General features: G+C 70.9%; 26 protein-coding genes. 14 read left to right on the forward strand and 12 right to left on the reverse strand.

Features of this window, described 5'->3' with window-relative positions; genetic code table 11:
- The first annotated feature begins 198 nt into the window (after positions 1-198).
- From fliF to OF380_RS10875, 6 genes are read left to right on the forward strand one after another with little or no spacing between them, the layout of a single operon-like run.
- Positions 199-1,896, forward strand: coding sequence for a flagellar basal-body MS-ring/collar protein FliF (fliF, locus tag OF380_RS10850; protein WP_264050764.1), 1,698 nt, complete (start codon positions 199-201; stop codon positions 1,894-1,896).
- Positions 1,896-2,579 (forward strand): hypothetical protein, encoded by a 684-nt coding sequence (locus OF380_RS10855; protein ID WP_264050766.1) that lies wholly within the window; start codon positions 1,896-1,898, stop codon positions 2,577-2,579. Before fliF ends, OF380_RS10855 begins: the two co-directional genes overlap by 1 nt.
- Before the next feature lie 3 nt (positions 2,580-2,582).
- Positions 2,583-3,950, forward strand: coding sequence for a MotB family protein (locus OF380_RS10860; protein WP_264050767.1), 1,368 nt, complete (start codon positions 2,583-2,585; stop codon positions 3,948-3,950).
- Positions 3,947-5,188: a chemotaxis protein MotC gene (locus OF380_RS10865; RefSeq protein WP_264050768.1), complete on the forward strand. Its 1,242-nt coding sequence runs from the start codon at positions 3,947-3,949 to the stop codon at positions 5,186-5,188. Before OF380_RS10860 ends, OF380_RS10865 begins: the two co-directional genes overlap by 4 nt.
- Positions 5,185-7,248, forward strand: coding sequence for a flagellar hook-length control protein FliK (locus tag OF380_RS10870; protein WP_264050769.1), 2,064 nt, complete (start codon positions 5,185-5,187; stop codon positions 7,246-7,248). Before OF380_RS10865 ends, OF380_RS10870 begins: the two co-directional genes overlap by 4 nt.
- Positions 7,202-7,804 carry a transglycosylase SLT domain-containing protein gene (locus OF380_RS10875; protein ID WP_264050770.1) on the forward strand — a complete coding sequence of 201 codons (603 nt, stop codon included), beginning with the start codon at positions 7,202-7,204 and terminating at the stop codon, positions 7,802-7,804. The genes OF380_RS10870 and OF380_RS10875 overlap by 47 nt, the downstream gene beginning before the upstream one ends.
- Positions 7,805-7,864: 60 nt before the next feature.
- On the opposite strand, the gene OF380_RS10880 is transcribed toward OF380_RS10875, so the two are convergent.
- The 8 genes from OF380_RS10880 to motA all read right to left on the reverse strand — a co-directional run bounded on the left by OF380_RS10880 (position 7,865) and on the right by motA (position 14,152).
- Positions 7,865-8,542, reverse strand: coding sequence for a response regulator transcription factor (locus OF380_RS10880; RefSeq protein ID WP_264050771.1), 678 nt, complete (start codon positions 8,540-8,542; stop codon positions 7,865-7,867).
- Positions 8,543-8,964: 422 nt separating this feature from the next.
- Positions 8,965-9,417, reverse strand: coding sequence for a hypothetical protein (locus tag OF380_RS10885; RefSeq protein ID WP_264050772.1), 453 nt, complete (start codon positions 9,415-9,417; stop codon positions 8,965-8,967).
- Positions 9,414-10,475 (reverse strand): flagellar biosynthesis protein FlhB, encoded by a 1,062-nt coding sequence (gene flhB, locus OF380_RS10890; protein ID WP_264050773.1) that lies wholly within the window; start codon positions 10,473-10,475, stop codon positions 9,414-9,416. Before flhB ends, OF380_RS10885 begins: the two co-directional genes overlap by 4 nt.
- Positions 10,476-10,502: 27 nt before the next feature.
- Positions 10,503-11,540 carry a flagellar motor switch protein FliG gene (locus OF380_RS10895; protein WP_264050774.1) on the reverse strand — a complete coding sequence of 346 codons (1,038 nt, stop codon included), beginning with the start codon at positions 11,538-11,540 and terminating at the stop codon, positions 10,503-10,505.
- Between the two features lie 10 nt (positions 11,541-11,550).
- Positions 11,551-11,940 (reverse strand): flagellar motor switch protein FliN, encoded by a 390-nt coding sequence (fliN, locus tag OF380_RS10900; RefSeq protein ID WP_264050775.1) that lies wholly within the window; start codon positions 11,938-11,940, stop codon positions 11,551-11,553.
- A gap of 121 nt (positions 11,941-12,061) precedes the next feature.
- Positions 12,062-12,361 carry a hypothetical protein gene (locus OF380_RS10905; RefSeq protein ID WP_264050776.1) on the reverse strand — a complete coding sequence of 100 codons (300 nt, stop codon included), beginning with the start codon at positions 12,359-12,361 and terminating at the stop codon, positions 12,062-12,064.
- Positions 12,345-13,277, reverse strand: coding sequence for a flagellar motor switch protein FliM (locus tag OF380_RS10910; protein WP_264050778.1), 933 nt, complete (start codon positions 13,275-13,277; stop codon positions 12,345-12,347). Before OF380_RS10910 ends, OF380_RS10905 begins: the two co-directional genes overlap by 17 nt.
- 2 nt (positions 13,278-13,279) lie before the next feature.
- Positions 13,280-14,152 carry a flagellar motor stator protein MotA gene (gene motA, locus OF380_RS10915; RefSeq protein WP_264050779.1) on the reverse strand — a complete coding sequence of 291 codons (873 nt, stop codon included), beginning with the start codon at positions 14,150-14,152 and terminating at the stop codon, positions 13,280-13,282.
- A 148-nt stretch (positions 14,153-14,300) separates the two neighbouring features.
- Between motA and OF380_RS10920 the strand changes: the two genes are divergently transcribed.
- Positions 14,301-14,525 carry a DUF3606 domain-containing protein gene (locus OF380_RS10920; protein WP_264050780.1) on the forward strand — a complete coding sequence of 75 codons (225 nt, stop codon included), beginning with the start codon at positions 14,301-14,303 and terminating at the stop codon, positions 14,523-14,525.
- A 7-nt stretch (positions 14,526-14,532) separates the two neighbouring features.
- On the opposite strand, the gene dut is transcribed toward OF380_RS10920, so the two are convergent.
- Together dut and OF380_RS10930 are read right to left on the reverse strand one after the other, a co-directional pair.
- Positions 14,533-15,033 (reverse strand): dUTP diphosphatase, encoded by a 501-nt coding sequence (gene dut, locus OF380_RS10925; protein ID WP_264050781.1) that lies wholly within the window; start codon positions 15,031-15,033, stop codon positions 14,533-14,535.
- Positions 15,030-15,917, reverse strand: a complete 888-nt coding sequence (locus tag OF380_RS10930; protein ID WP_264050782.1) for an HpcH/HpaI aldolase/citrate lyase family protein — start codon at positions 15,915-15,917, stop codon at positions 15,030-15,032. Before OF380_RS10930 ends, dut begins: the two co-directional genes overlap by 4 nt.
- A 359-nt stretch (positions 15,918-16,276) precedes the next feature.
- Here OF380_RS10930 and pstS point away from each other — a divergent pair, with 359 nt between their 5' ends.
- The 6 genes from pstS to phoB all read left to right on the forward strand — a co-directional run bounded on the left by pstS (position 16,277) and on the right by phoB (position 21,827).
- A complete protein-coding gene (gene pstS, locus OF380_RS10935) occupies positions 16,277-17,314 on the forward strand; it encodes a phosphate ABC transporter substrate-binding protein PstS (protein ID WP_264050783.1) in 1,038 nt (345 codons plus the stop codon).
- A 184-nt stretch (positions 17,315-17,498) separates the two neighbouring features.
- The gene (pstC, locus tag OF380_RS10940; RefSeq protein ID WP_264050784.1) at positions 17,499-18,473 is read left to right on the forward strand and encodes a phosphate ABC transporter permease subunit PstC; all 975 of its coding nucleotides are present in this window, start codon (positions 17,499-17,501) and stop codon (positions 18,471-18,473) included.
- A gap of 35 nt (positions 18,474-18,508) precedes the next feature.
- On the forward strand, positions 18,509-19,402 hold the full coding sequence (gene pstA, locus OF380_RS10945; protein WP_264050785.1) for a phosphate ABC transporter permease PstA: 894 nt from the start codon (positions 18,509-18,511) through the stop codon (positions 19,400-19,402).
- Positions 19,403-19,457: 55 nt separating this feature from the next.
- Complete coding sequence (gene pstB, locus OF380_RS10950) at positions 19,458-20,276, forward strand: phosphate ABC transporter ATP-binding protein PstB (protein ID WP_264050786.1); 819 nt, start codon at positions 19,458-19,460, stop codon at positions 20,274-20,276.
- Positions 20,277-20,375: 99 nt separating this feature from the next.
- Positions 20,376-21,101: a phosphate signaling complex protein PhoU gene (phoU, locus tag OF380_RS10955; protein ID WP_264050787.1), complete on the forward strand. Its 726-nt coding sequence runs from the start codon at positions 20,376-20,378 to the stop codon at positions 21,099-21,101.
- A gap of 27 nt (positions 21,102-21,128) precedes the next feature.
- Entirely contained in the window at positions 21,129-21,827 is a 699-nt protein-coding gene (phoB, locus tag OF380_RS10960; RefSeq protein WP_264050788.1) for a phosphate regulon transcriptional regulator PhoB, read from the forward strand.
- A gap of 89 nt (positions 21,828-21,916) precedes the next feature.
- Here phoB and OF380_RS10965 read toward each other — a convergent pair whose 3' ends face one another.
- Both OF380_RS10965 and OF380_RS10970 read right to left on the reverse strand, forming a co-directional pair.
- Positions 21,917-22,720, reverse strand: coding sequence for an SDR family NAD(P)-dependent oxidoreductase (locus OF380_RS10965; RefSeq protein WP_264050789.1), 804 nt, complete (start codon positions 22,718-22,720; stop codon positions 21,917-21,919).
- Positions 22,721-22,819: 99 nt separating this feature from the next.
- On the reverse strand, positions 22,820-24,214 hold the full coding sequence (locus tag OF380_RS10970) for an MFS transporter (RefSeq protein ID WP_264050790.1): 1,395 nt from the start codon (positions 24,212-24,214) through the stop codon (positions 22,820-22,822).
- A 144-nt stretch (positions 24,215-24,358) separates the two neighbouring features.
- Between OF380_RS10970 and OF380_RS10975 the strand changes: the two genes are divergently transcribed.
- Positions 24,359-25,402 (forward strand): alpha/beta fold hydrolase, encoded by a 1,044-nt coding sequence (locus OF380_RS10975; RefSeq protein WP_264050792.1) that lies wholly within the window; start codon positions 24,359-24,361, stop codon positions 25,400-25,402.
- The last annotated feature ends 12 nt before the right edge of the window (positions 25,403-25,414 follow it).

Here is a 25,414-nt window from a genome sequence, read left to right on the forward strand (position 1 = left end):
CGACAGGGTCAAGCTGAACAGGACCAACGCGGAGAAATCTCGCATCTGAGCCCGCCCCAGGGTAGCGGGGCGCTTCGGATCCGGGTCCACCGCCTCTGGTCCGGCCCCCGCCATCGCACCACGGCGCAACCTTCACGCAAGGCTGGCGGGTGAGAGGACTGGATCGGATCGCGGATCCGAAGGGGAGCAGCCCACCGAATGTCCGGTCTTCAGCACGCCGAACGGCTCTGGAACAACATCCTCGCGCTCGGCGGACGGCGCATCGCCGCCCTGTCGCTCATCGGCGTGGTGGTCTTCCTCGCCGTCGGCCTCGGCGCCTATTACCTCAGCCGTCCGGCCCAGGAGCCGCTCTATACGGGCTTGAGCCGCGAGGATGTCGGGCGCATCGGCAGCGTTCTGAAGGACGCCAACATCCCCTTCGACGTCAGCGCCGACGGCGCCGCCGTGCTCGTGGCCTACGGCCACACCGCCAATGCCCGCATGCTGCTGGCCGAGAAGGGCCTGCCGCAGAGCTCGAAGTCCGGCTACGAGCTGTTCAACGATCTCGGCTCGCTGGGCATGACCTCGTTCATGCAGGAGGTGACGCGGGTGCGCGCCCTCGAGGGCGAGATCGCCCGCACCATCCAGGGCATGAAGGGCGTGAAGGCCGCCCGCGTCCACATCGTGCTGCCCGACCGGGGCTCGTTCCGCCGCGACCAGCAGCCGCCCTCGGCCTCCGTGGTGGTGCGCACCGAGCCCGCCGACGACATCAGCGGCGCCCAGTCGATCCGCCACCTCGTGGCCTCCGCCGTGCCCGGCATGAAGCCCGACCGCGTCACCGTGATCGGTTCGGACGGTTCGCTCCTGCTCTCGGGCGACGACGCCAACGCGGTGCCCACCGGCAAGATGGCCACCCTGGAGAAGACCATCGGCAACGAGGTCCAGGACAACATCCGCCGGACGCTGACCCCCTATCTCGGCGTGGGCAACTTCGAGGTCAGCGTCGCGGCGCGCCTCAACACCGACAAGACGGTGCAGAACGAGACGATCTTCAACCCCGACCAGCGCGTCGAGCGCTCGACCCGCGCCGTGCGCGAGACCGAGAATTCGCAGAACCGCAACGCCGCCCAGCGCCCGACCTCGGCCCAGGCGAACCTGCCCGACCAGCGCGCCCGCTCGGATGGCAACGACTCGGCCAGCAACGAGACCCAGAAGCGCGAGGACCTCACGAACTACGAGATCTCCTCGAAGACCATCCAGACGGTGAGCGACGGCTACAACATCAAGCACATCTCCGTGGCGGTCCTCGTCAACCGGGCGCGGCTGGCCTCGCTCGCCGGTCCCGAGGCGAGCAAGGCCGCCATCGACGCGCAGGTCGCCGAGATCGAGCAGCTCGTCGGCTCGGCCGCCGGCTTCAACAAGGAGCGCGGCGACAACGTGAAGGTCGCCGCCGTCGGCTTCGTCAACGACGGCCAGCCCCTGGAGCCCGTGGCGCCGCTGAGCCTCACCGAGGTGCTGATGCGCCAGTCGGCCACCCTCATCAACGCCGGCACCATCCTGCTCGTGGCGGGCCTGCTGATCTGGTTCGGCCTGCGCCCGGCCATGCGCGCCATCCTGGAGATCCCGGCGGCGCAGCAGGAGGAGGCGCTGGCGCTCGCCGCCACGGAGGCGCAGGCGCTGGCGGCGAACGGGCCGAACGCGGCGCTCGCCGCCCCCGGCGCCCCGGCGCAGGTCGGCCTCAACGGCGACGCGCCCGGCCTCCCCGCACCGGGCCAGAGCCCCGTCGCCAGCATGATCGAAGACCTCGCCGAGAAGCTGAACCGCACGCCGCAGAAGAGACTGGAGCAGATGATCGAGTCCGACGAGGCCCAGGCCGCCGAGATCCTGAAGCGCTGGCTCCAGCGTGAGGCCGCGTGATGGCCGCCGCGATCGCACGCTTCCTGCCCGACTTCTCCGACGCCGCCGCGCCGGCGCCCGCCAACCCGCTCGCCCGGCCCGCGTCGCGCGCCACGGACGGGCTCGCCGCCCTGCTGCGCAAGCCGCCGGCCCCCGTCGAGGCGCCCGAGGACCGCGCGGCGCAGCTTCGCGCCGCCGAGGCGAAGGGCCTGGAACGCGGCCTGGAGCGGGGCCGTGAACTCGGCCGGGCCGAGGCGGCCGCCGAGGCCGCTTCCCTGCTCGCCGGCCTGCAGGCCGACCACGACGCCCGCCTCGCGGAGATGCGCGAGGCCTGGTGCACGCAGGAGGGCGACCGCCTCGCGAGCGGCTTCGCCGACGCCCTCCAGGCCCTCGGCGCCGGCCTCACCGACCGCGTCGGACACCTCCTCGTGCCCGTGCTCACCGAGTCGCTCCGGCGCCAGGCCGTGGACGAACTCGCCCAGAGCCTCGCCCGCATCCTCGGGGATGCCCGCGCGCCCGTGCGGGTGAGCGGTCCGGCGGACCTTCTCGACGCGGTGGCGGGCCGGCTCGGGCCCTTCGAGCCCGCCGTGGAATTCGTGGCCGCCGACACCGCCGACGTGGCGGTCCAGGCCGACCAGACCGTGATCGAGACCCAGCTCGGCGCCTGGGGCAGCCTGATGGCGGACGCGGTGCGGGGATCCTGAGGCATGGCCGACGACGCCCACCACGAGATCATCATCATCCGGCGCCACGGCGACCACGAGGACGGGCACCACGGCGGCGCCTGGAAGATCGCGCTCGCCGACTTCATGACGGCGATGATGGCGCTGTTCCTGGTGCTGTGGCTGATCGGCTCCACCACCAAGGAGACGAAATCGGCCATCGCCGAGTACTTCAACCCGGTCAAGCTGGCCGATGTCAGCTTCGACCGGAAGGGCCTGCGCGATCCGCAGAACAAGCCCGGCGAGGCGACACCCGAGGAGGGCAAGCCCGATGGCGGAACCGGCGAGGGCCGCACGGAGGGCAAGGGCGCGTCCGGGCCGCCCGGCAGCCGCTCCCGCGAGGCCGCCCTGTTCCAGGACCCCTACGCGGTGCTGGCCAAGCTCGCGGCCGAGGTCGAGCCCGGTCCGGAGACCGCCTCCGCCGATGCGGTGGTGACCGAGAACGGAGAGGCCGGCATCCGGGGCGGCGAGGCCGCGCGCGATCCCTTCGACCCGCTCTACTGGCAGGTCGCGCCGCTGGCCAAGACCCGCACCGAGCAGGCCGGCGCCACCGGCACGGTGACGCCCCAGCCGCAGGAGAGCCGCCCCGACGCCCGCTCGGCCTCGCCCGGCGCGAAGCCGGCGCCGATCAAGCTCGCCTCGGCGCTGCCCGGCGAAGGGGACACCAAGATCCTGGCCCTGCTGCCCAAGCCGGCGCCCAAGCCCGAGGCGACCCCCGCCGCCAAGGAGGCGAAGGCCGACACGGTCTCCAAGGAGGCGAAGGCCGACACGGCAGGCAAGGAGGCGAAGGCCGACACGGCGGGCAAGGAGGCGAAGGTCGATCCCGTCACCAAGGAAGCCAAGGCCGATCAGGCCGTCCGGGACGCCAAGACGGCCACCGACGCGGCCGAGGACGCCGCGATGGCCGAGATCAAGGCCGAGATCGCCCGGATCCTTCCGACGCAGGGCACCCCCGCACCCCGGGCCGAGGTCCGGCGCACCGGCGAGGGCATCCTCATCAGCCTGACCGACGAGGTGAACTTCACCATGTTCGGCGTGGGCTCGGCCGAACCCCAGGCCAAGGTGGTGCGTGCCCTGGAGCAGGTCGCCCGCATCCTCAAGGACCGTCCCGGCCGGATCGTCGTGCGCGGCCATACCGACGCGCGCCCCTTCCGCTCGGAGGTCTACGACAACTGGCGCCTGTCCTCGGCCCGCGCCCAGATGGCGTCCTACATGCTCGTGCGCGGCGGCGTCGCGGATGCGCGCCTGGAGCGCATCGAGGGCTATGCCGACCGCCAGCCGCGCAACCCGGCGGACCCCAAGGCCGCCGAGAACCGCCGCATCGAGATCCTCCTGCGGGGACGGCCCGAATGATGCGCGCCGCCCTGGAGGGCCTGGTGCGGATCCTCGGCGCGGCCTGCCTGATCGCGGCGGTCGCGGGCCCCGCCCGGGCCGCCGATTCCCACGGGAGCGGCGCCGGCGAGGCCGCGGCCCCGATCGAACCGCTTCCGGTCAAGCCCTATCCGGTCCCGGTCGAACTCCTGCGCACCCTGCAACTGCTGCAGGACCGGATCGCCCAGGGCTCGGCCCAGGCGCATCACGGCCAGCGGGCGCTGCTGGCCCATGCCGAGTCGCGCATGCTCGCCCTCGAGCCCGAGACCTGGGCGGAGGTCGTGAACCTGCGCGCGGCCGTCACCTTCGCGCTCAGCGGCGGCGGGCCGACCCTGCTGCGCCACCTCGTCGCCTCGGGCAAGGTGCAGGAGCCCGAGACGAAGCTGCTCTTCGGCGCGCTCGCCTACCTGGAGGGGCGCGAGAAGGAGGCCCGCGCCCTGCTGGTCAAGATCGACCCGCTCTTGATGCCCGTGAGTCTCGGCGCGCAACTCGCCATGGCGCAATCCGCCCTCGTCGTGCGCGACGACCCGACCCAGTCGATCCGCCTCCTCGACCTCGCCCGCCTGCTCGCGCCCGGCACCCTGGTGGAGGAGGGCGCCCTGCGCCGCGAGATCTTCGTGCTGGCCCAGGCCAACGACCTCACGAAGTTCGAGGCGCTGTCGATCCAGTACCTGCGCCGCTTCCGCCACTCGGTCTATGCGGGCAACTTCCGCCAGCGCTTCGCCGCCGCCCTGACCCGCCTCGACTTCACCGGCGAGGACGCGCGCTTCGGCCGCCTGCAGGCCATGCTCGACGAGGTCGAGGTCGAGGGCCGGCGCGAACTGTACCTCCTCGTCGCCCGCGCCGCCGTGGACCAGGGCAAGACCGGAACGGCGGTGTTCGCCGCCGAGCGCAGCCTCACCCTCGCCGGGACCGGCTCCGTGGAGGCGATGCGCGCGCGGCTCTACCGGGCCGCCGCCCTCATCGTGACGGAGGGGCGCTTCGAGGAATGCGTCGAGACCCTGCGCATGACCGACCGCGGCCTGCTGGAGCCCGCCGACCGCGACCTCCTCGACGCGGCCCTGTCCACCGCCCGCGAGATCCGCGCGGCGGCCCCCGGCCTCGCGGGCTCCGAGGGCGAACCCACCGGGCCCCGCGTGGTGCCCGTGGCGCCCGCCATCGCCCGCGCCCAGGGCGCCATCGGGCGCATCGACGAGATCATGCGGAGGAGCGAGCGTTGAACACCCTCGGTGCCACCAACCCCGGACGTAACCCCACCCTGGAGATCGCGGCCGCGCGCGGACCCGACCCGGAGGCGGGGGAGGGCGCCTCCGGCGTCTTCGGGGCCGTGCTCGGGGCCCTGCGGAGCGCGGCCGCGTCGGACCCGGCGGCGGTTCCCTCGAATCCCGACCGCCCCGCCGGACGGCGCGAGGAGGCGGCCGAGGCCGCGGTCCCGCCGGGGCCGGGTGAGGCGGTGGATCCGCTGTTCCTGCTCGCCGCCGTGGCGCCGTTGCTGCCGGGCGCCGCCGCGCCTCAGCGTCTGCCGGATTCCCTCGCGACCCTCGTCGCCCGCGCCGTGCCGGCCGGCCTTCCGGGGGGCCCGCCCGCCGCAGGGACGCCCGCCGCGACCGGTTCGACGGCTCTGCTCCCGACCTCCGCGGAGGCCGTGGGCACCGTGGCCCAGGAGACGCGGACCCGCGTCACCGTCCTGCGCCGGGAAACGCATTTCGCGCCGGTGCTGCCCCAGACCCTCGCGACCCCTTTCGCGACACCCTCGCCAGCCTCCTTGTCGGCCTCCTTGGCGGCCCCCGCACAGGCCGGTGCCACGATGCCGGTCCTCGGCGGGCCGCCTGAAGGGCTCCTGCCATCCTTGCCGCAACGCGCCGGCCTCCTGCCAGAGGCCGGAGCCGATCCGCTGCCGATGCCGGCCGCGATGCCGGCCCTCGCGCAGCCCGGACCGGCCGCGTCGGCGGCGCTCGGGGCCCGCGTCGCGATCCCGGCCGCCGCTGGATCGACCGAGGCTACCGGGGACACCGCGGCGACGCTGGCTGCCGGCGTGCCGATCCCGCCCGTGACACCGCCCTCGAACGCGTCCGCCACCGACGCGGGCGCGACGCGGGATCCGCGTTTTCCGCCGGTGGCCCATGCTTCTCCGATGTCCGCATCCCCGATGTCCGCCTCCCCGATGTCCGCATCCGCCACGGCATCCCTGGCGCCCGCATCCCTGGCGCCGGATGGGCGGGCAACCGCGATGTCCCCCGGTTCGCCGGAGAAAGCCGTCCCGGAATCCGTGCCTGCCGAACTTGCTTCCTCCGGGGACGCATCGGACCGGGACGCGGCCGCGCACCTGACGGGGATCCGGCCCTCGACCGTCGCCGGCCCGACGCCTCCTCCGAGCGCCACTCCCACCGAGCCGCCGGCCGTGCTTCGGTCGGCGTTCCCCCAGACCGAGCCGGCAGCAGCTCCGGCGACCCTCGGATACGGGCCCGTGCCGGGCTCCGCAGACGCCGCCACCGCCGCGCAGGATGCACCGGTCGGGGATGTGCCGGTTCCGGCGCCCGGCGTGATGCGCCACGCCGATGCCGTCCCGGTTCGCCCGCCCGGCCAGATCGTGAGCGGCGTGCCGGCGCCCGCCTCACCATCGCACGGCCTGGACGTCGGCTCGCGCCGCTCCGCCGAGGCCGGATCCGCGACGCCGGCTGAGACCGCCGCGACCGTTCCGGCACCGGGTGGCGCCTCCGGCCAGCCGGCCGCGACCCTGCTCGATGCGGCGCCGGCCCTGAGCCTGCCCGGGACCGCGCCCGCCGCGTCGGCGCCGGCGCAGCAGGTCGCGGCCGCCGTGCTGGGGCAGCTGCCGCGCGGGCTCGCCGCTGCGACGCCGGGCGCCTCGGGCCTCGACGGCCCCCTGCGGCTCCTCACGCTCCAGCTTCATCCTGCGGATCTCGGGACCGTCCTGGTGCGGATGCGCCTGCGCGACGGCCAGCTCGAGATGAGCCTGCAGGCCAGCCGCGAGGACACGGCGGCCCTGCTGCGGGAAGGGGGCGAGATCCTCACCGAACTCCTGCGCCAGGGCGGCTACCAGCCCGAGCGCCTGACCATCGTGGGCGGCCCGCCGCCACCCACCGTGGCGAGTGAGGCGCAGGCCTTCGCGCCGCGCGCCGATGCCGGCCCGAACCAGTCCCTGCCCGACCCGTCGGGGCGCCGCCAGCCCGAGGGCCGTCCGGCCCCCCCGTCCGAAACCCGAGAGCGGATCCATGAGAGCGTTTCGACTAACCCTGACCGCAGCGGCGTTTACCTCTAGCCTCGCGGGGGCCGCGGCCAACAGCGCGCCGCCGGTCCCGCCGAAGGCGGCGGCCCTCCCGGCCTCGGCCAACATCTGCGAGCGCGAGATGGCCGGCGCCTCGGCCCGGCACGGCGTGCCCCTCGGCGTGCTCTACGCGGTCGGGCTCACCGAGAGCGGCAAGCGCGGCTCCCTGCAGCCCTATGCGATGAACATCCAGGGCCGGGCCTATTTCGGCAGCAGCGCGGCCGACGTGATGGGGCAGCTCGCCCAGGCTCGGGCGAGCGGGATCAAGCTCGTGGATCTCGGCTGCATGCAGATCAACCACCATTACCACCGCGAGAAGTTCGCCAGCCTGGAGGCGATGATCGATCCGCGCCAGAACGTGGACTACGCCACCCTATTCCTGAAGCAGCTCAAGGCGCGCGAGGGCAGCTGGACCCTGGCGGTGGCGCGCTACCATGCGGGGCCGAACAACAACCCGGCCCAGAAGCTCTACGTCTGCCGGGTCATCACCAACATGGTGGCCTCGGGCTTCGGGGCCTGGACGCCGGGCGCGCGCAGCTTCTGCCAGTGAGCGGGGCGCGCCAGGGCGTCACCGTCGGTCCAAGCGAGGTTCTCGGCTCACGCGAGCTTCTCAGCCGATGAAGGTGTAGCCCATGAAGCGCTTGGCCTCGATCGGGTCGTAGCCGAGGCGCTCGCTGAGCTTCTTGCGCAGCTTGCTCACGTGCCCCTCGATCACGCTCTCCTCGACGCCATTGCTGTAGACCCCGTAGACGATGTTGTAGATCTGGGCCTTCGTCATGCGCCGGCCCCGGTTGCGCACCAGGCATTCGAGGATGTGGCGCTCACGGCGGGGCAGGGCCAGCTTCTCGCCGTCCACCTCGGGGTCGCGCCCGTCGAAGTGCACCTTCAGGCGCTCGGCCTGCGCCGGGGCGGCGGGGGCGGCCTGCGCGTTGACCCGGCGCCAGATCGCCTCCGAGCGCGCGAGGATCTCGCGGATATGCACGGGCTTGGGCAGCACGTCGTCGATGCCGGCCTCGAACAGCTGGAGCGTCTGGTCGAGGGAGCGCACGTCGCTGAGCGCGATGATCGGCGCGCGCGACATCTTGCGGATCAGGCTCGCGCATTTCGCCCGGCCCTCGAAATCGCCCAGCAGGAAGCCCTGGATCGCCTCCCGGTCGACGCGCGAGGAAGATTGAAACCAGTGGGTGAATTCCTGCGGGTCGAGGCCGAGGGACGAGATCCCCTCGCGATCGAAGCTGGCCTTGTACCCGGAATTCACCGATGGCCGGGCATCCACCAGGACATACATCTCTCTAGGCTCCCGGGCGTCCCGCGTAAGCCGGAGGATTAGCGAATCCGGCGGTAAACGCAAGACAACCGCAGGTTTGATCCATCTTTAACCTATCGCGAGCTTGCAACTACACAAGATGTAGTTCAACAATCGTGTCGACAGATTTCAAACTTGCGATGCATTGGCGATGATCTCGCATTCGCACGAACCCGTGATCGAACGCGGGCGGTTGCATGAAGACGATGCAGGCCAGCGATGGGGGCCCTGTTATCTCGCCCGATGTGAGAGTCCGCCATCACGAAGACTTCTACCGCAGCCACCCCGCCTTGCGAGGGACGTGGGCTGCGCCGTGCTCTTGCTTCAGCGAGCGGAATCCAACGCCCATTCGGGCATCACATGCAGGATGTCGCAGGCTCCGGCCGAAGCGGGCGAATCCCGGATCAGGCCGAGGCGTGGGAGAGGCGGGCCCCGGCGAGCGCGGTCTCGAAACCGCCGAGGCAGAAATCCGGGCCGACCTGATCGGCGAGGATTCGCTGGATGGCGACGCCGACATAGACCCCGTCGAGGATGAGCTTGAAGAACACGGTCACGGGTTCGGTGACGAACTCCATGTCGAGGACGACGGTGAGCGAACTGCCCCACTCGAAGCGCATGTCGGCCCCGTCCGCGTAGGCGATGGTGGCTTCCTTGAAGAAGGGTTCGGCGGAGGAGGCGACGAGGTCGGCGATGTTGCCGTGGCGCGCCGCCTGGACCCAGCCGATCAGGATACCGCCGTCGAGGAGGCAGAGTTCGGCGATGAAGTCCCGGATCGCCGTGGCGAAGACACGCTCGGCGTCGGCAAGGATGCCGGCTCCGGGTGCGAATTCCGTCGCAGGAAACGCCTCGGTCATCATCGGGCCTTCGAGAACAGGAAGAACAGGATCTGAGCCACTGCGCTGTAGAACTCCGCCGGAATCATCTGGTCCACCTCGACACTGTCGTACAGGGACCTTGCGAGAGGCTTGTCTTCCACGACAGCGATGCCGTTCGCCTCGGCGATTTCTCGGATGCGCAGGGCCACGAGGTCCTTGCCCTTGGCCATGACCAGGGGGGCGGGCTGCTCGTCGCGGGCGTAGCGCAGGGCGATGGCGTAGTGCGTGGGGTTCGCGATCACCACCGTGGCCTGCTTGACGTTGGCGAGCATGCGCTTGCGCGAGCGGTCCTGCGCCAGCGAGCGCAGGCGGCTCTTCACCAGGGGATCGCCCTCGGTCTGCTTGTGCTCGTCCTTGAGGTCCTGCTTCGACATGCGCAGGGAGCGCTGCCAGCGCATGCGCGACCAGACGAGGTCGGCCGCCACGATGACGATCGTGGCGATGCACACGACCGAGATGAGCCGGACCGAGACGGTCAGGATGAGATCCGGGATCTGGCTCGGGTCGGCGAACATGGCACTCACGGCTTTGCCGCCCTCCGAGCGCAGGAGTAGCAGGGCGATGAGACTGACACTTAAAAATTTAAGGAGCGATTTCAGGAACTCGACCTGACCCGCCTTTCCGAAGATCCGTCCCCAGCCCGCCGCCGGCGAGATGCGCGACCATTGCGGGCGGATCCGCTCGCCGACGAGGCTCGGCACGTTCTGGATCAGGGACGCGACGAGCCCGCAGCCCCCGATGATCAGCACGATGGGGATGAGGAAGCGCGCGGCCGCCATCGCGGTCGCTTCGAGGAGGCGCGCCACATCCTGGTTGTTCTCCAGGGCGAAATCGCGGGGATGGTCGAGGAAGGGCGCGAGCGCCTGGAGCAGGGGGGCGACCCCGTCCCGGACCACGAAGCTGAGGGCGATCAGCAGCCCGAGGATCGAGGCGAAGACCGGCGCCTCGCGGGAGAACGGCACGTTGCCCTTGTCGAGGGCCTCGCGGATCTTCCGCTCGGTGGCGTCTTCGGTCTTGCTCTCCTGGTCTTCGTCGGACATCGCAGCATCAAGCCGGCCACGGTGGCGCTAGCGCACCAGGGCTTCGGCCTCGCCCCCGCCGTTGATCTCGATGTCGCCGCGCCCCGCCATCTCCAGGGCGAGGTCGGTGATGCTGCGGCGCGCCTCGGTCACGTCCTTCTGGGCCGCCGGCTCGCCGCCGTTCAGTTCGTGCTCCACCATGCGGCGTACACGGGCCGAGAGCGCCCCGAGGATGACCCCCCGGAACTCCGCCTCGGTGCCCTTCAGCGCCAGGATCAGGCGGTCGTTGGGCACGGCGTCGAACAGGGTGGTGCGGGCGCGCGGCGCCAGCTTGACGATGTCGTCGAAGGTGAAGAGCAGCCCCTTGAGGATCTCCACCGATTTCGGGCGCGATTCGGAGAGGCTGGAGAGCACCTCGTCGATCTGGGTCCGCTCCATCTTGTTGATGATGTCGGCCATTTTGGCATGGGTGTCGGCCCCGGCGTTGCGGGCGCCGTTGGCGAGCAGGTCCTCGTGCAGGGCCTGCTCGATGATCGCGATCACCGCCTCGCCCACCGGCTTGAAGCTCAGCATCCGCCGCATCACCGTGTTGCGGGTGGGCTGGGGCAGGTGGGACATCACCTTGGCCGCCGCCGCCGGCTTCAGGCGCGACAGGATCAGGGCCGCCGTCTGGGGGTGTTCCTTGACGACGTAGCTCGCGATCACCGATTCGCCGACCTCGGACATGCGCTCCCAGACCGAGCGCGTGGCGCCGCCCCGCGCGTCGGCGAGCATCTCGGCGACCTGATCCGCCGGGAGCAGCCCGGAGAACAGCTTCTCCACCTCGGAGGCGGTGCCGACGAGGCGGCCGTCGGCGGCGAATTCGTGGGAGAACATCTCGACGATGTCGTCGAGCTGGCCCGCGCTCACGGTGCCGAGCTGCGTGGCCGAGCGGGTGATGCGCTTGATCTCATCCGGCTCGAAATACTTCAGCAGGCGGCCGGCGGCGGGCTTGCCCATGGCCAGCAGCAGGGTCGCGACCTCGTCCACCGGCTTGAGGGACCGGTGGGGGCCTGGAGCCCGGAGGGGGATCGGCACGCTCGCCACGCCGGGGTCCTCAGCCGTTCTGGCCGGCGTCGGCCGGGCCGACGATCTCGGTCAGCGAGACTCCGAAGCGCGAATTGTCCTCCTCCACCACCACGATCTCGCCGCGCGCCACCACCCGGCCGTTCACGGTGACGTCCACGGGCTCGCCGACCCGGTGGTCGAGGGGCACGATGGCGCCGCGCCCGAGCTTCATCAGGTTCGCCACCGGCATCGTCGCCGAACCCAGGACCACCTGGATCAGGACGGGGATGCGCAGGATCGAATCGAGGTTGCGGCCGTCGCCGATCCGCGCGTCGGGCGACGCCGCCTCGGGGGCCGAAGCGGCGGCCGAGACGGTCGGGAAGACCGGCGGGGCAGCGGAGGACGCGAGGTCCGCATCGTCGAAGGGGCTGTTGCTCATCATCCGCTCGTGAGGGGCTGCGATCGAACGTCGGGGGAGGGATTCGGCCGTCAGCGGAAAGGGGAAGGATCGGGGAAACGCGGTCGCGGCGCAAGCGGATCAGCGCCGTTCGGCTGACCCCTCACCGCACGTGGCGCTCGTGTGTGGCGACAAGATCGCGCCGGCTGGCCTCCAGCTCCGCGAGGGTCTGGCGCGCCTCGCCGATGCGCTGGTCGAGGGCCTCCAGGATCTCGCGGCCCTCGGTGCTGAAGCTGCGCACCGCGTCGCCCGCCTGGGTGAGCGCGTGGCCGGACCGGGTGAGGATGCGGCCGTACTCGGCCTGGGTCCGGTCGAGGCGCTTCAGCTTGAGGTACATCGGCACCACGCAGGCGCTCGTGCCCACGAGGGCCAGGAGGAGGATGGTGTCAGCCCACGGCGTCATCGCCCGCGCCTTCCTTACCCGGAGTGATGGCTTCGTCGACGCGCAGGACGTAGGAGCCCTGCGCCTGCCCCATATGGCACCAGAACAGCGGCCTGTCGTTGCCCTCGAGCTTCACCCGCGTCGCGGGCGTCGCGTCGAGGCCGATGACCTGGCCGACCTTGAGGCCGGCGATCTCGCCCAGGGTCAGGGTGCGTTCCTCGAGCACCGCCCGGAGGGTGACCTGCGCCTTCTGCACCTCGGTGGCGATCTGCTGCGTCCAGGCCGGGTCGCGGGCGGCGGAATCGCCGGTCAGCACCTTGGCGAGGGCGGGGCGCATCGGGTTGAGGACGGATTGGGGCAGGATCAGGAAGAGTTCGCCGCCGCGATTGAGGGCCTGGATCGAGAACTTGGCCTCGACGGCCTTGTTGCTGCGGCCGCCGATTACGGCGAATTCCATGCGGGTCTCGGTGCGCTCCAGCCGGAACGGCGTCGCGGAGACCAGGGAGAACGAGGATTCCAGGGCCTTGCCGACCTGTTCGAGGATGGTCTGGGCGAGGCGGATCTCCAGGGCCGAGAAGGCGCGCTCGTCCTCCACCGGCGGCTCGGCTCCGTCGGCGCCGAACAGGGCCTCCACCATGGTGAAGAGGAAGTCCCGGTCGAGGCCCACCAGGATGTGGCTGTCCCATTCGGGGGCGTGGAAGATGCCCGCCACCGCGTTGCCCTCGTAGGCGTCGAGCATCTCGCCGAAGCGACCGCTCGCGAAGCCGTTGAACGCAAAGTAGACCGGTGAGGAGACGAGCGGCTTCAGGTTGTCCGAGCAGCCCGAGGTGAGCCGGTCGAACACCACGTTCAGCATCGGCATGCGGTCGAGGGAGAGCCCCCCGGCCTCGATCAGGCGGGCGCGGATGTCGGCGGCGTTGCCGGTGGACGCGTCCATGCTCAGGCGGCCTCCCTCTGCGCGCCGCCGTTCACGGTGGCGTTCTCGACCTCGTCGATGGTGGGCCGGTCGGCGAGCGAGATGCCCTTGCGGCCATACTCGACGGCGATCTGCGGCACCGCCCCGCTCATGTAGGCGATCAGGGTCTGCTTGACGACGACGTAGACGTGGTTCTGCTTCTCGCGGACCGCCTTGATCTTGATCGCGAAGGGGGCGAGCACGCCGTAGGACATGAACACCCCGAAGAAGGTGCCCACCAGCGCCGCGCCGATGAGGCCGCCGAGGATCTGGGGCGACTGGTCGAGGGCGCCCATGGCCTTCACGATGCCGAGCACCGCCGCCACGATGCCGAGCGCCGGCATCGCCTCGGCCACGGTGGTGACCGCCGCGTAGGGCTTGAGCCGGTCCTTGCGGTAGCCCGAGATCTCCTCCTCCATCAGGGCCTCGATCTCGTGCGCGCGGGCGTTGCCGATCAGGATGAGCCGGGCGTAGTCGCAGATGAACAGGACGAGGTCGGCATCCTTGGCCACGTCCGGATAGGCCTTGAAGATCTCGGAATTGGCCGGGTCGTCGAGGTGCGGCTCGACCTCGTTGCGGGGCTTCGTCTTCAACTCGCGCACGAGGGCGTGCAGCAGGCCGAGCAGGGCGAGGTAGTCCTTGCGCTTGGGCACCTTGCCGGTGAGCGCGTCCATGCTCGCCTTACCGGAATCCACCACCGTCTTCATCGTGTTGGCCATGATGAAGCCGCCGGCTCCCATGCCCCCGATGATGACGAATTCCCACGGTTGCCAGAGCACGACGAGGTGGCCGCCCATGGCGACGAAGCCGCCGAGCATGCAGGCGATTGCGATGACGAGGCCGATGAGAACGCCCAAGGCTCGACGCCTCCGCTGGGGACAGAATGGATCGTTGTGGCGGACCTAAGCCGGGAGGCTTGCGCGGGGCTGGATCGCTCTTTCGCCCCGCCGCGCGTTGACGCGCAGGGAGCCCGCGCGGCGCGGGCCCGACCCCATGAGGAGCCACATGAGCAGCAGCGCGACATCGGGCAACCAGCACCAATCGAGCAACGAGCACGAGCCCGCCACCGTCAACGTCTCCGAGCCCTGGACCCTGGCCTACTGGGCGCGCCGCTTCGAGGTGCCGAGCGAGGACGTGCAGGCGGCGGTGGAGGTCGTGGGCCACGAGCCCGCGCGGGTGGCCGCCCATCTCGGCCGGCCCTGGCCGTTCGAGGGCAGCGGCATCGTCTGAGCGCGCCTCAGCGCCGCCCCGTGGAGCCGAAGCCGCCGCTGCCGCGCCCGCCGGGCGCCTCGACGGCCTGGTCCTCGGTTCGTGGCGCCTCGGCGGCCTTCACCGTCAGGGTCGGCCGCGTCACCCGGGTGAAGACGAGCTGGGCGATGCGGTCGCCGGGCTCGATCCGGATGCCGGCCCCGCCGGGGTTGCGGTTCCAGGCCGAGATCAGCAGCGGTCCCGCGTAGTCGGCGTCGATCACTCCCGTGCCGTTGCCGAGGACGAGGCCCTCGCGATGGCCGAGACCGGAGCGCGGGAAGATCAGCCCGCACCAGGCCGGATCGCCGATCGCCAGGGTGAAGCCCGCCGGAATCAGGGCCGGCGGCCCCTGCGGCGGCAGGTCCAGTGCCGCGTCGAGGCAGGCGTGCAGGTCGAGTCCGGCGGCGTCCGCCGAGCCCCAGCGGGGAAAGCCCCAGCCGGCGAGGCGGGCATCGAGCAGACGGATCTCGACGGAGAGGTCGCGGCTCACGCGCCTCGCGCCGCGATGGCGTCGGCGAGCGCCACGGTCCGTCCGGCCTCGACCGCGTGCAGGCGCTCCACCATCTTCCCGTCGAGGGCGATGACGCCGCGCGCCCGGTTCTCCGGCTCGGCGAAGGCGGCCAGGATGCGCCGGGCCCAGGCGACTTCGTCCGGGCTCGGGCCGAAGGCCGCGTTGGCCGGGCCGATCTGGTCCGGATGGATCAGCATCTTGCCGTCGAAGCCGCAATCGCGCCCCTGCGCGCACTCGCCTGCGAATCCCTCCGCATCGCGAAAATCGTTGTAGATGCCGTCGATCACGTCGATCTCGTAGGCCCGCGCCGCCGCGATCACGCTCATCAGCCAGGGCATCAGGGCCGGGCGGCCCGGCACCCCGAGGCGCAGGCGGCTGGCCTTGGCGAGATCGTTCGGCCCGACCATGAGGCAGGCGAGCCGCGTGTCCACGTCGCGGGCCGAACTCGCGATCTCGGCCAGATGCAGGATCGCCATCGGGCTCTCGATCATCGCCCAGGTCCGGGTCCGGTCGGGCGCGCCGAGGCGGCGCAGGCGCGAGCCCACCGCCACCAGGGCGTCCGGCCCCGTCACCTTCGGCACCACGATGGCATCCGGGCCGGCCGGCGCGATGGCGGCGAGGTCCGCCTCGCCGTAGGGCGTGTCGAGGGCGTTGATGCGCACCAGCACCTCGCGCGGGCCGAAGCCCCCTTCCGCGACCGCGCGGGCGACGGCCTCGCGGGTCGCGGCCCGGGTCTCCGGCGCCACGCCGTCCTCGAGGTCGATCATCACGACGTCGGCCGGCAGGGTGCGGGCCTTCTCCAGGAGCCTGGGATTGGAGCCCGGCATGGCGAGGACGCTGCGGCGGGGGCGGATCTCGGTCATGGCGCATCCCTTGGCGTCGGTTCGAGGATCGAGCCCCGGGGGAGGCCGGACCCGGCGGCGATGTCGGCAGGGGCGATGCCCCGGCCCACGACGACTCACATCCCCAGAGCCCGGCGATAGCGCCCCGGGTTTGCGGATTCAAGGCGGCGGGGCCCGCCCGCGGCCGCTCCGGATCGGCGCGCCCCGTCCCCGGGAAACTGCGCAGATCGCGGTGCGCCCACCGACGGCCCCGGCGGATGTCATCGAACTGTCGCGCAATCGTCATACCGCCTTGCCTGAACCGGACGTATGGCGCGGTGCACAACGGAGGGCGGGCTCAACCCCGGCCTCTCGCGCACGCTCCTCCAGGAGACCAGCACATGAAGTTCACCACCCTCGCTGCCCTCGTAGGCCTCGGCCTCGCCACCCTCGCGCCCGCCCAGGCGGCCGACATCACCGGCGCCGGCGCGACCTTCCCGTTCCCGGTCTATTCGAAGTGGGCCGAAGCCTACCGCAAGGACAGCGGCATGGGCCTCAACTACCAGTCGATCGGTTCGGGCGGCGGCATCAAGCAGATCCAGGCCAAGACCGTCGATTTCGGCGCCACCGACGCGCCGCTGAAGGGCCCCGCCCTCGAGAAGGACGGCCTCGTCCAGTTCCCGACCGTCATGGGCGGCGTCGTCACCGTGGTGAACATCCCGGGCGTCGAGCCGGGCAAGCTGAAGCTGACCGGTGAGATCATCGCCGAGATCTATGCCGGCAAGATCGCCAAGTGGTCGGACGCCAAGATCGCCAAGCTGAACGAGGGCCTGAAGCTCCCCGAGGCGAACATCACCCCGGTCTACCGCTCGGACGCCTCCGGCACGACCAACATCTTCACCACCTACCTCTCGCAGGCCTCCGAGGCCTGGAAGAAGGAATTCGGCGCCGCCACCACGGTGAGCTGGCCGGTCGGCCAGGGCGGCAAGGGCAACGAGGGCGTGACCGCCACCGTCAAGCAGGTCCCGAACGCCATCGGCTACGTCGAGTCGGCCTACGCCAAGCAGAACAAGCTCAGCCACACCCTGATCCAGAACAAGGCCGGCAAGTTCCCGCAGCCCGACGACAAGGCCTTCCAGGCCGCCGCCGCCAGCGCCGACTGGAAGTCAGCCCCGGGCTTCGGCATCTCCCTGACCGACCAGGCCGGTGACGATGCCTGGCCGATCACCGCCGCCACCTTCATCCTGGTCCACAAGGACCCGGCCGACCCGGCCAAGACCGCCGACGTGCTGAAGTTCTTCAACTGGGCCTACAAGAACGGCGACAAGCTCGCCATCGACCTCGACTACGTGCCGCTGCCCGACGCCGTCGTCGGCCAGATCCACGACGCGTGGAAGGAGATCAAGGGCAAGGACGGCAAGCCCGTCTTCAACATGTGAGCCCGACCCTCGCGGGCTCCGGCCCGCGAGCCCGGGGACGAGCCATCGCGTTCCCGCGCGACCGAAACGAACGGGCCCGGCGCCGATCCGCCGGGCTCTACCCCTGGCAGCGACCCGGCGATCCCCTCTCGCGTCGATGATCGGCGCGCGCTAGGACGCCGCACGGTGAAGAGAAGACATTCGGATGGCCGCCTTGACTGATCAGATCGCCCTGACGCGCGACGGCGCCTCGGCCCGCAAGAAGCCCGGCGGCCTCGGCGACAGCCTGTTCCGCGCGGCCTCCTACGGCTCGGCGCTCCTGGTGCTGCTGGTGCTCGCCGGCATCCTGGCCTCCATCGCCTACGGCGCCTGGCCGGCCTTCAACGAGTTCGGCTTCGGCTTCATCACCTCCAGCGCCTGGAACATCGGGCAGGAGCAGTACGGGGCCTTCGTCGCCATCGTCGGCACCCTGGCCTCCGCCTTCCTCGCCCTGCTGATCGGCGTGCCGCTCTCGCTCGGCATCGCGGTCTACCTGACGCAGCTCTGCCCCGGCTGGGCGCGCAAGCCCGTCTCGATGACCATCGAGCTCCTCGCCTCGGTGCCGAGCATCATCTACGGCATGTGGGGCCTGTTCGTGTTCGCGCCGCTCTTCGCCCGCTTCGTGCAGGTGCCGGTCTCGAACGTGGTCGAGGGCATGCCCATCGTCGGCACCCTGTTCTACGCCCGCGTCCCCTCGGGCGTCGGCATCCTCACCGCCGGCATCATCCTCGCGATCATGATCGTGCCCTTCGTGGCCTCGATCACCCGCGACATGCTGGACCAGATCCCCACCGTGCTGCGCGAGAGCGCCTACGGCATCGGCTGCACCACCTGGGAGGTCGTGCGCCACGTGCTCGTGCCCCAGGCCTCGGTCTCGATCATCGGCGCGATCATGCTCGGCCTCGGCCGCGCGCTCGGCGAGACCATGGCGGTGACCTTCGTGATCGGCAACGCCAACCGGCTCTCCGGCTCGGTCTTCGATCCGGGCTCCACCATCGCCTCCCGCATCGCCAACGAATTCAACGAAGCCGACGGCCTGCAGCTGAACTCCCTGATGGCGCTGGGCTGCATCCTCTTCGTCATCACCTTCTTCGTCCTGATCATCGCCCGCATCCTCACCCGCCGCGCCAAGGTCGCCTGAGACCTCCCCCTCACCGAGACGTCAGGAACCGCATCATGGACGCCGCCAACCCCATCGCCACCACCGCCGCCCCGGCCCATGTCAGCCGGGTCCGGTCCGGCCGCCGCATCGCCGACCGCACCCTCATCCTGGCGAGCACCCTCGCCACCCTGATCGGCATCGTCGTGCTCGGCTCGATCCTGTTCATGCTGGTGGTCGAGGGCGTGAAGGGCTTCTCGCCCCTGCTGTTCACCGAGCCGACCCCGGGCCCCGGCTCCGAGGGCGGCGGCATCGCCAACGCGATCCTCGGCAGCCTCGTGCTGACCTTCCTCGGCATCATGGTGGCGACGCCCGTCGGCGTGATGGCCGGCACGTTCCTGGCCGAGTACGGCCGCAACTCGAAGCTCGCCGACGTCATCCGCTTCCTCAACGACATCCTGCTCTCGGCGCCCTCCATCCTCATCGGCCTGTTCGTCTACACCCTGATGGTGCGCCCGATGGGGACCTATTCGGGCTGGGCCGGCGCGGTGGCGCTCGCGATCATCGCCACCCCGGTCATCGTGCGCACCACCGAGGACATGCTGCGCCTCGTGCCCTCGACCCTGCGCGAGGCCGGCGCGGCGCTCGGCGCGCCCCCCTCCATCGTCATCAAGAGCATCACCTGGCGCGGCGCCAGCGCCGGCATCGTCACCGGCATCATCCTGGCGCTCGCCCGCATCGCCGGCGAGACCGCGCCCCTGCTGTTCACCGCGCTCAACAACAACAGCTGGTTCCGCGCCGACCTCATGGGCGGCATCCCGAACCTTCCGGTGATGATCTACCAGTTCGCGCTCTCGCCCTACCCGAACTGGCAGCAGCTCGCCTGGGCCGGCGCCCTCCTCATCACCATCACGATCCTCGCCCTGTCGGTCGTGGCCCGCTTCGTCATCAAGACCGATCGGTCGCGCTGACCCTCAGCGCGCCGCCTTGCCCTCTCCCATCTTCGATCGACAGGATGCCGAACCGATGAACGCCGCCCCCGCGATCACCCAAGCGCAGCTCACCGGACGCCACAAGGCCGACGAGAATTCCCCGGTCCGCATCGCCGTCAGGGACCTGAACTTCTACTACGGCAGCTTCCACGGCCTGAAGTCGGTCAACCTCAACTTCCACGATCGCCAGGTCACGGCGCTGATCGGCCCGTCGGGCTGCGGGAAGTCGACCCTTCTGCGCACCTTCAACCGGATCTACAGCCTCTATCCGGAGCAGCGCGCGGAAGGCGAGATCCTCCTCGACGGCCAGAACGTCCTCGATGCCAAGGTCGACCTGAACGAGTTGCGCTCGCGTATCGGCATGGTGTTCCAGAAGCCGACGCCCTTCCCGATGTCGATCTACGACAACGTCGCCTTCGGCCTGCGCCTCTACGAGAAGCTGCCCAAGGCCGACCTCGACGTCCGCGTCGAGGAATCCCTGCGCAAGGCCGCCCTCTGGGACGAGGTCAAGGACAAGCTCAAGCAGTCCGGCATGGGCCTGTCCGGCGGTCAGCAGCAGCGCCTCTGCATCGCCCGCACCGTGGCCCAGCGCCCCGAGGTCATCCTGTTCGACGAGCCGACCTCGGCCCTCGACCCGATCTCGACGGGCCGCATCGAGGAGCTGATCGAGCAGTTGCGCTCCGAATTCACGATCGTCATCGTGACGCACAACATGCAGCAGGCCGCGCGCATCTCGCAGTTCACCGCCTTCATGTATCTCGGCGAACTCGTGGAGTTCGGCCCGACCACGCGCATCTTCATGAACCCGGAGAAGCGCCAGACCCAGGACTACATCACCGGCCGGTTCGGCTGATCCACGGCGGCCCGTGGCGGACCTTTCCCCGGTCCGCGCCCGACCCCATCGCCCTGGCGGCCCCCGGACAGGCGGGCCCGATCGCGGAGTGCGACCCCCATGTCCGACCACATCGTCAAGTCCTACGACACGGACCTTGAAAATCTGCGCCGCTCGATCTCCGAGATGGGCGGCATCGCCGAGAAGATGATGGCGGAAGCGAGCCAGGCCCTGGTGCGCCGGGACGCCGTCCTCGCCCAGGCGGTGATCGGCGCCGACGTGCGCCTCGATATCCTCCAGCGCGAGATCGAGGAGCGGGCGATCCTGCTCATCGCCCGGCGCCAGCCCCTGGCGATCGACCTGCGCGAGACGGTCACGGCCATCCGCGTCTCGAACGACATCGAGCGCATCGGCGATCTCGCCAAGAACATCGCCAAGCGCGTGGTGGCGATCGCCGACCAGATCCAGCCGCAGAAGATCGTCATCGGCGTCCAGCACATGAGCGACCTGGTGCAGGAGCAGCTCAAGGACGTGCTCGACGCCTATGCGGGCCGCGACACCAAGGCGGCGCTCGACGTGTGGGAGCGGGACGACGCCATCGACGCGCTCTACAACTCGCTGTTCCGCGAGCTCCTGACCTACATGATGGAGGATCCGCGCAACATCTCGTTCTGCACGCACCTCCTGTTCGTGGCCAAGAACATCGAGCGCATCGGCGACCACACCACCAACATCGCCGAGACGATCCACTACCTCGTCACCGGCGAGAACCTGCTGGCGGAGCGGGAGCGTCCGAAGAACGACGCCTCCAACTACGCGACGGTGGAGATGCCCGGCGCGGTCTGAGGATCGCGCCGCACGGAAAGCACACGGATGAGTACGCGTATCCTGATCGTCGAGGACGAGGAGGCCCTGACCCTCCTCCTCCGCTACAACCTCGAGGCCGAGGGCTTCATCGTCGACTCGGCCGCGCGGGGCGACGAGGCCGACCTGCGCCTGCAGGAGCAGGTGCCCGACCTCGTCCTCCTCGACTGGATGCTGCCGGCCCTCTCCGGCATCGAACTGTGCCGGCGCATCCGGGCGCGGCGCGAGACCGAGCGCCTGCCGGTGATCATGCTCACCGCCCGGGGCGAGGAGGGCGACCGCATCCGGGGCCTCGGCACGGGGGCGGACGACTACATCGTCAAGCCGTTCTCGGTGCCGGAACTGCTCGCCCGCGTGCGCGCGCTGCTGCGCCGGGCGAAGCCCGCGCACGTGGCCAACCTGCTGGTGGCGGGCGACATCGAGCTCGACCGGGTCAGCCACCGCATCCGTCGCGAGGGCCGGGAGATCCATCTCGGACCCACCGAGTTCAAGCTCCTCGAATTCCTGATGCAGAGCCCCGGCCGGGTCTTCTCCCGCGAGCAACTCCTCGACGGGGTCTGGGGCCACGACGTCTACATCGACGAACGCACCGTGGACGTCCATGTGGGCCGCCTGCGCAAGGCGCTGAACCGCCCGCGCCAGAGCGACCCGATCCGCACCGTACGCGGCTCGGGCTACTCCTTCGACGAGATGTTCGAGGGGGAGTAGGCGGCAACATTTCCGGCTGGCGTTGACCCCCGCGGCCGGACCCTGATCCCGCGTGCGCGGAAAAAGTCCGGCATCGGGCCCGTCCGCGTTCAGACGATGCTGCGCACCGTGCCGCCATCGACCCGCAGGGCCGCGCCGCTGGTGGCGCTGGCGGCCGGGCTGCAGACGTAGGCCACCATGCTGGCCACCTCCTCGACGGTGGCGAGCCGCCCGATCAGCGAGGTCGGGCGGTGTTCGGCCACGAAGGCCCGGCCCGCCGCGTCGAGATCGACCTCGCCGCCTCCCGATGCCGGCGCCATGCTCCGCATGAAATCGGCGACGCCCTCCGAGAGGGTCGGCCCGGGCAGGACGCTGTTCACGGTGACGCCGCTGCCCGCGACCGTCTCGGCGAGGCCGCGCGCGACGGCGAGTTGGGCCGTCTTCGTCATGCCGTAATGCACCATCTCCACCGGGATGTTCACGCCCGATTCGCTGGAGATGAAGACCACGCGGCCCCAGCCGCGCTGGACCATGCCGGGCGTATAGGCACGCGACAGGCGCACCCCGCTCATCACGTTGGTCTCGAAGAAGCGGTGCCAATCCTCGTCCGGGATCTCGAAGAAGGGTTTCGGCTCGAAGATGCCCGTGTTGTTCACCAGGATGTCGATGTCCGGCAGGCCCGCGACCACGCGGGCGGTGCCGTCCGGGTTGGCCACGTCGCCCGGCGCGCCGATGAAGCCCGCATGGCCCGTCTCGCGCTTGAGGCGGTCGATGGCGTCGCGGACCCGGTCCTGCGTGCGCCCGTTGATCGCCACGGTGGCGCCCATCTCTGCGAGCGCCCTCGCGATGGCGTAGCCGATGCCGCCCGTGGAGCCGGTGACGAGGGCGCGCCGGCCCGACAGGTCGATGTTCATGGACTCGTCCTCGCGTGGGAATTGCCGGGTCAACGCCCGGCGCGACCGTTGGTGCGATCGGCGGTCATGCCTCCGGCGCAAAGCCTGCGCGCTCCGCCGTCACCCCTCCGGCTGGCGCCGCAGCACGCTCGCCACCGCGCCGAAGGCGGCGAGCCCCACGGCGCACCACAGGGTGGCGGAGACCGGCCCGGCGGGGGGCGCCCCCTGGTGCAGGCCGAAGATCACCGCCACCAGGGCGGCCCCGAAGGACTGGCCGGTGAGGCGGGCGGTCGATTGCATGCCGCTCGCCCCGCCGCTGCGGTCGCGGGGCGCGCTCGTGATGATGACCTTGTTGTTGGGGGATTGGAACAGACCGAAGCCGAGGCCGCACAGGGTCAGGCGCCAGCCGATGTCGAGGTGCGAGGCGCCCTCCGGCAACAGCGCGATGGCGGCGAGCCCCGTGGCCATCAGGGCGAGGCCGAGGCCGCCGAGCAGCCCCGGCGCGTAGCGGTCGGCGAGGCGCCCCGAGATCGGCGCCGTCAGCGCGATGGCGATGGGCCAGGGCGTCATCAGGAAGCCGGTCTGCGTCTCGGAGAGGCGCAGCACGTCCTGGAAATAGAAGGGCAGGGCGACGTAGGCCATCATCTGCGCTCCGAACGCGGCGATGGAGGTCGCCATCGAGAGGGCGAAGGCGGGAATCCGCAGGAGGTCCACGGGCAGGAGCGGGCGGGCGAGACGCGTCTGCGTCCAGACGAAGACCGTGCCGACGGCGAGCGCCGCGCCGATCTCCGCCAGCGCCAGGCCCCGCGTGGCCGGATCGCCGAGGCCGTCGACGCCGATGATGAGGAGGCCGAAGGTCAGGGCGTTGAGGAGCGCGCTGCGGACATCGAAGCGGCCCCCGCTCCGGGGCGTCACCGGCAGGGTGCGCGCGCCGACCGTCAGGGCGATGAGCCCCACGGGCAGGTTGACGAGGAACAGCCAGGGCCAGCTCGCCACGGAGAGGATGCCGGCCGCCACCGTCGGCCCGGCCGCCGAGGCCATCGCCACCACCAGGGCGACGTTGCCGACCCCCCGCCCGATCAGCCGGTGCGGGTAGATGAAGCGCACCAGCGCGATGTTGACGCTCATGACGCCGGCGGCGCCCAGTCCCTGCGCGATCCGCGCGGCCACCAGCCAGTCGAGGGAGGGCGCGACGGCGCAGGCCAGGGACGCCAGCGTGAACAGGACCAGACCCGTGAGGTAGACCCGGCGATAGCCCAGGATGTCCCCGAGCGAGGCCAGCGGCAGCAGGGAGGCGGTCACGGCGATCTGGAAGCTGTTGGTCACGAAGATCGCGGCCGAGGGCTCCACCCCCAGATCCTTGGCCATGACCGGCAGGGCCACGTTGACGATGGCCCCGTCGAGCACCGCCATGGTCATGGCGAGCCCGATCGCCAGCAGCGCCAGCATGCGCTCCCGCACCGGCAATCCGTCCATCGCGGGTGGCGGGACGGGCTTCGGGGAATCGTCGGTCATGCATGGACCCCTGGGACGCCGCCGCGTGTTTCGCAAGGGATGCGGGTCTCGCAGGTGTCCTATGTCACCTCGCGCCCGTCGCCGCGCGCTAAACCCTGCGGACCCTTCTCGCGCGCGCGTCGCGCCTCGTCGCCAGGATCGCCCATGATCGGATCTCGTATGACCGGATTGCCCGCCGCGCTCGTTCGCCTGTCCGTCCTGCTCCTGGCCGCCCAGATGTCGCTCGCGCCCCTCGCCGCCCGCGCGGCGGACGACACCACGCCGCTCGGCATCGGTCTCGAGGGCTTCGCCTACCCGTATCCGGTCCGGTTCCTCGAGCGGACCCGCGACGGCGAGCGCCAGCGGCTCGCCTACATGGACGTGCCGGCGCAGGGGCAGCCCAACGGGCGCAGCGTGCTGCTCCTGCACGGGCGCAACTTTCCGGCGAGCTACTGGCAACCGGTGATCCAGGCGCTCGCGGGCGCCGGATACCGCGTGGTGGCCCCCGACCAGCTCGGCTTCGGCAAGTCGTCGAAGCCCGTGAGCCCGTTCAGCTTCGACACCATGGCGGCCGACACCGTGGCGCTCCTCGACGCCCTCGGCCTGCCCCGCGTCGACGTGGTGGCGCATTCCATGGGCGGCATGCTCGCGGTGCGCCTGACCCGCAACGCGCCGACCCGCGTCAACAGCCTCGTCCTCGAAGCGCCGATCGGCCTGGAGGATTACCGCTTCACGGTGCCGCCGGTCCCCGACGCGACCCTGCTGCGCCTGGAGGGCGATGCCACGGCCGAGTCCTATCGCCGCCAGCTGATGACGAGCTATTCGCTCTCGCTGCCGGCCTCGGCCATCGAGCCCTTCGTGTCCCTGCGCGAGCGGGTGAAGGGCTCGGGCGAGTACCCGCGCTGGCTCCAGTCCTTCGTCAATTCCTACCAAATCATCTGGGGCCAGCCCGTGGTGCACGAGATCCCGCTGATCGCGGTGCCGACGCTGTTCGTCATGGGCGAGAACGACCACAACGCTCCCGGCAAGCCCTTCGCGCCGGAGGCCCTGCGCGCCGGCATGGGCCGCAACGCGGAGCACGCGCGGGCGCTGGCGGCGCGGATGCCGAATGCCCGCGCCGAGGTGCTGCCCGGCATCGGCCATCTCGTCCACATGGAGGCGACGGACCGCTTCAACGGGCTGACCCTCGAATTCCTCAACGGCCATTGAGCGCCGCGCGAA

The organism is Methylobacterium sp. FF17 (assembly GCF_025813715.1).
Classification (GTDB): domain Bacteria; phylum Pseudomonadota; class Alphaproteobacteria; order Rhizobiales; family Beijerinckiaceae; genus Methylobacterium; species Methylobacterium flocculans.

Bases quoted from the DNA above. Each gene is read 5' to 3' on its own strand.
- fliF (WP_264050764.1), top strand. From the start codon at position 199: ATGTCCGGTCTTCAGCACGCCGAACGGCTCTGGAACAACATCCTCGCG.
- OF380_RS10855 (WP_264050766.1), top strand. From the start codon at position 1,896: ATGGCCGCCGCGATCGCACGCTTCCTGCCCGACTTCTCCGACGCCGCC.
- OF380_RS10860 (WP_264050767.1), top strand. From the start codon at position 2,583: ATGGCCGACGACGCCCACCACGAGATCATCATCATCCGGCGCCACGGC.
- OF380_RS10865 (WP_264050768.1), top strand. From the start codon at position 3,947: ATGATGCGCGCCGCCCTGGAGGGCCTGGTGCGGATCCTCGGCGCGGCC.
- OF380_RS10875 (WP_264050770.1), top strand. From the start codon at position 7,202: ATGAGAGCGTTTCGACTAACCCTGACCGCAGCGGCGTTTACCTCTAGC.
- OF380_RS10880 (WP_264050771.1), bottom strand. From the start codon at position 8,542: ATGTATGTCCTGGTGGATGCCCGGCCATCGGTGAATTCCGGGTACAAG.
- OF380_RS10885 (WP_264050772.1), bottom strand. From the start codon at position 9,417: ATGATGACCGAGGCGTTTCCTGCGACGGAATTCGCACCCGGAGCCGGC.
- flhB (WP_264050773.1), bottom strand. From the start codon at position 10,475: ATGTCCGACGAAGACCAGGAGAGCAAGACCGAAGACGCCACCGAGCGG.
- fliN (WP_264050775.1), bottom strand. From the start codon at position 11,940: ATGAGCAACAGCCCCTTCGACGATGCGGACCTCGCGTCCTCCGCTGCC.
- OF380_RS10905 (WP_264050776.1), bottom strand. From the start codon at position 12,361: ATGACGCCGTGGGCTGACACCATCCTCCTCCTGGCCCTCGTGGGCACG.
- OF380_RS10910 (WP_264050778.1), bottom strand. From the start codon at position 13,277: ATGGACGCGTCCACCGGCAACGCCGCCGACATCCGCGCCCGCCTGATC.
- OF380_RS10920 (WP_264050780.1), top strand. From the start codon at position 14,301: ATGAGCAGCAGCGCGACATCGGGCAACCAGCACCAATCGAGCAACGAG.
- OF380_RS10930 (WP_264050782.1), bottom strand. From the start codon at position 15,917: ATGACCGAGATCCGCCCCCGCCGCAGCGTCCTCGCCATGCCGGGCTCC.
- pstS (WP_264050783.1), top strand. From the start codon at position 16,277: ATGAAGTTCACCACCCTCGCTGCCCTCGTAGGCCTCGGCCTCGCCACC.
- pstC (WP_264050784.1), top strand. From the start codon at position 17,499: ATGGCCGCCTTGACTGATCAGATCGCCCTGACGCGCGACGGCGCCTCG.
- pstA (WP_264050785.1), top strand. From the start codon at position 18,509: ATGGACGCCGCCAACCCCATCGCCACCACCGCCGCCCCGGCCCATGTC.
- pstB (WP_264050786.1), top strand. From the start codon at position 19,458: ATGAACGCCGCCCCCGCGATCACCCAAGCGCAGCTCACCGGACGCCAC.
- phoU (WP_264050787.1), top strand. From the start codon at position 20,376: ATGTCCGACCACATCGTCAAGTCCTACGACACGGACCTTGAAAATCTG.
- phoB (WP_264050788.1), top strand. From the start codon at position 21,129: ATGAGTACGCGTATCCTGATCGTCGAGGACGAGGAGGCCCTGACCCTC.
- OF380_RS10965 (WP_264050789.1), bottom strand. From the start codon at position 22,720: ATGAACATCGACCTGTCGGGCCGGCGCGCCCTCGTCACCGGCTCCACG.
- OF380_RS10970 (WP_264050790.1), bottom strand. From the start codon at position 24,214: ATGACCGACGATTCCCCGAAGCCCGTCCCGCCACCCGCGATGGACGGA.
- OF380_RS10975 (WP_264050792.1), top strand. From the start codon at position 24,359: ATGATCGGATCTCGTATGACCGGATTGCCCGCCGCGCTCGTTCGCCTG.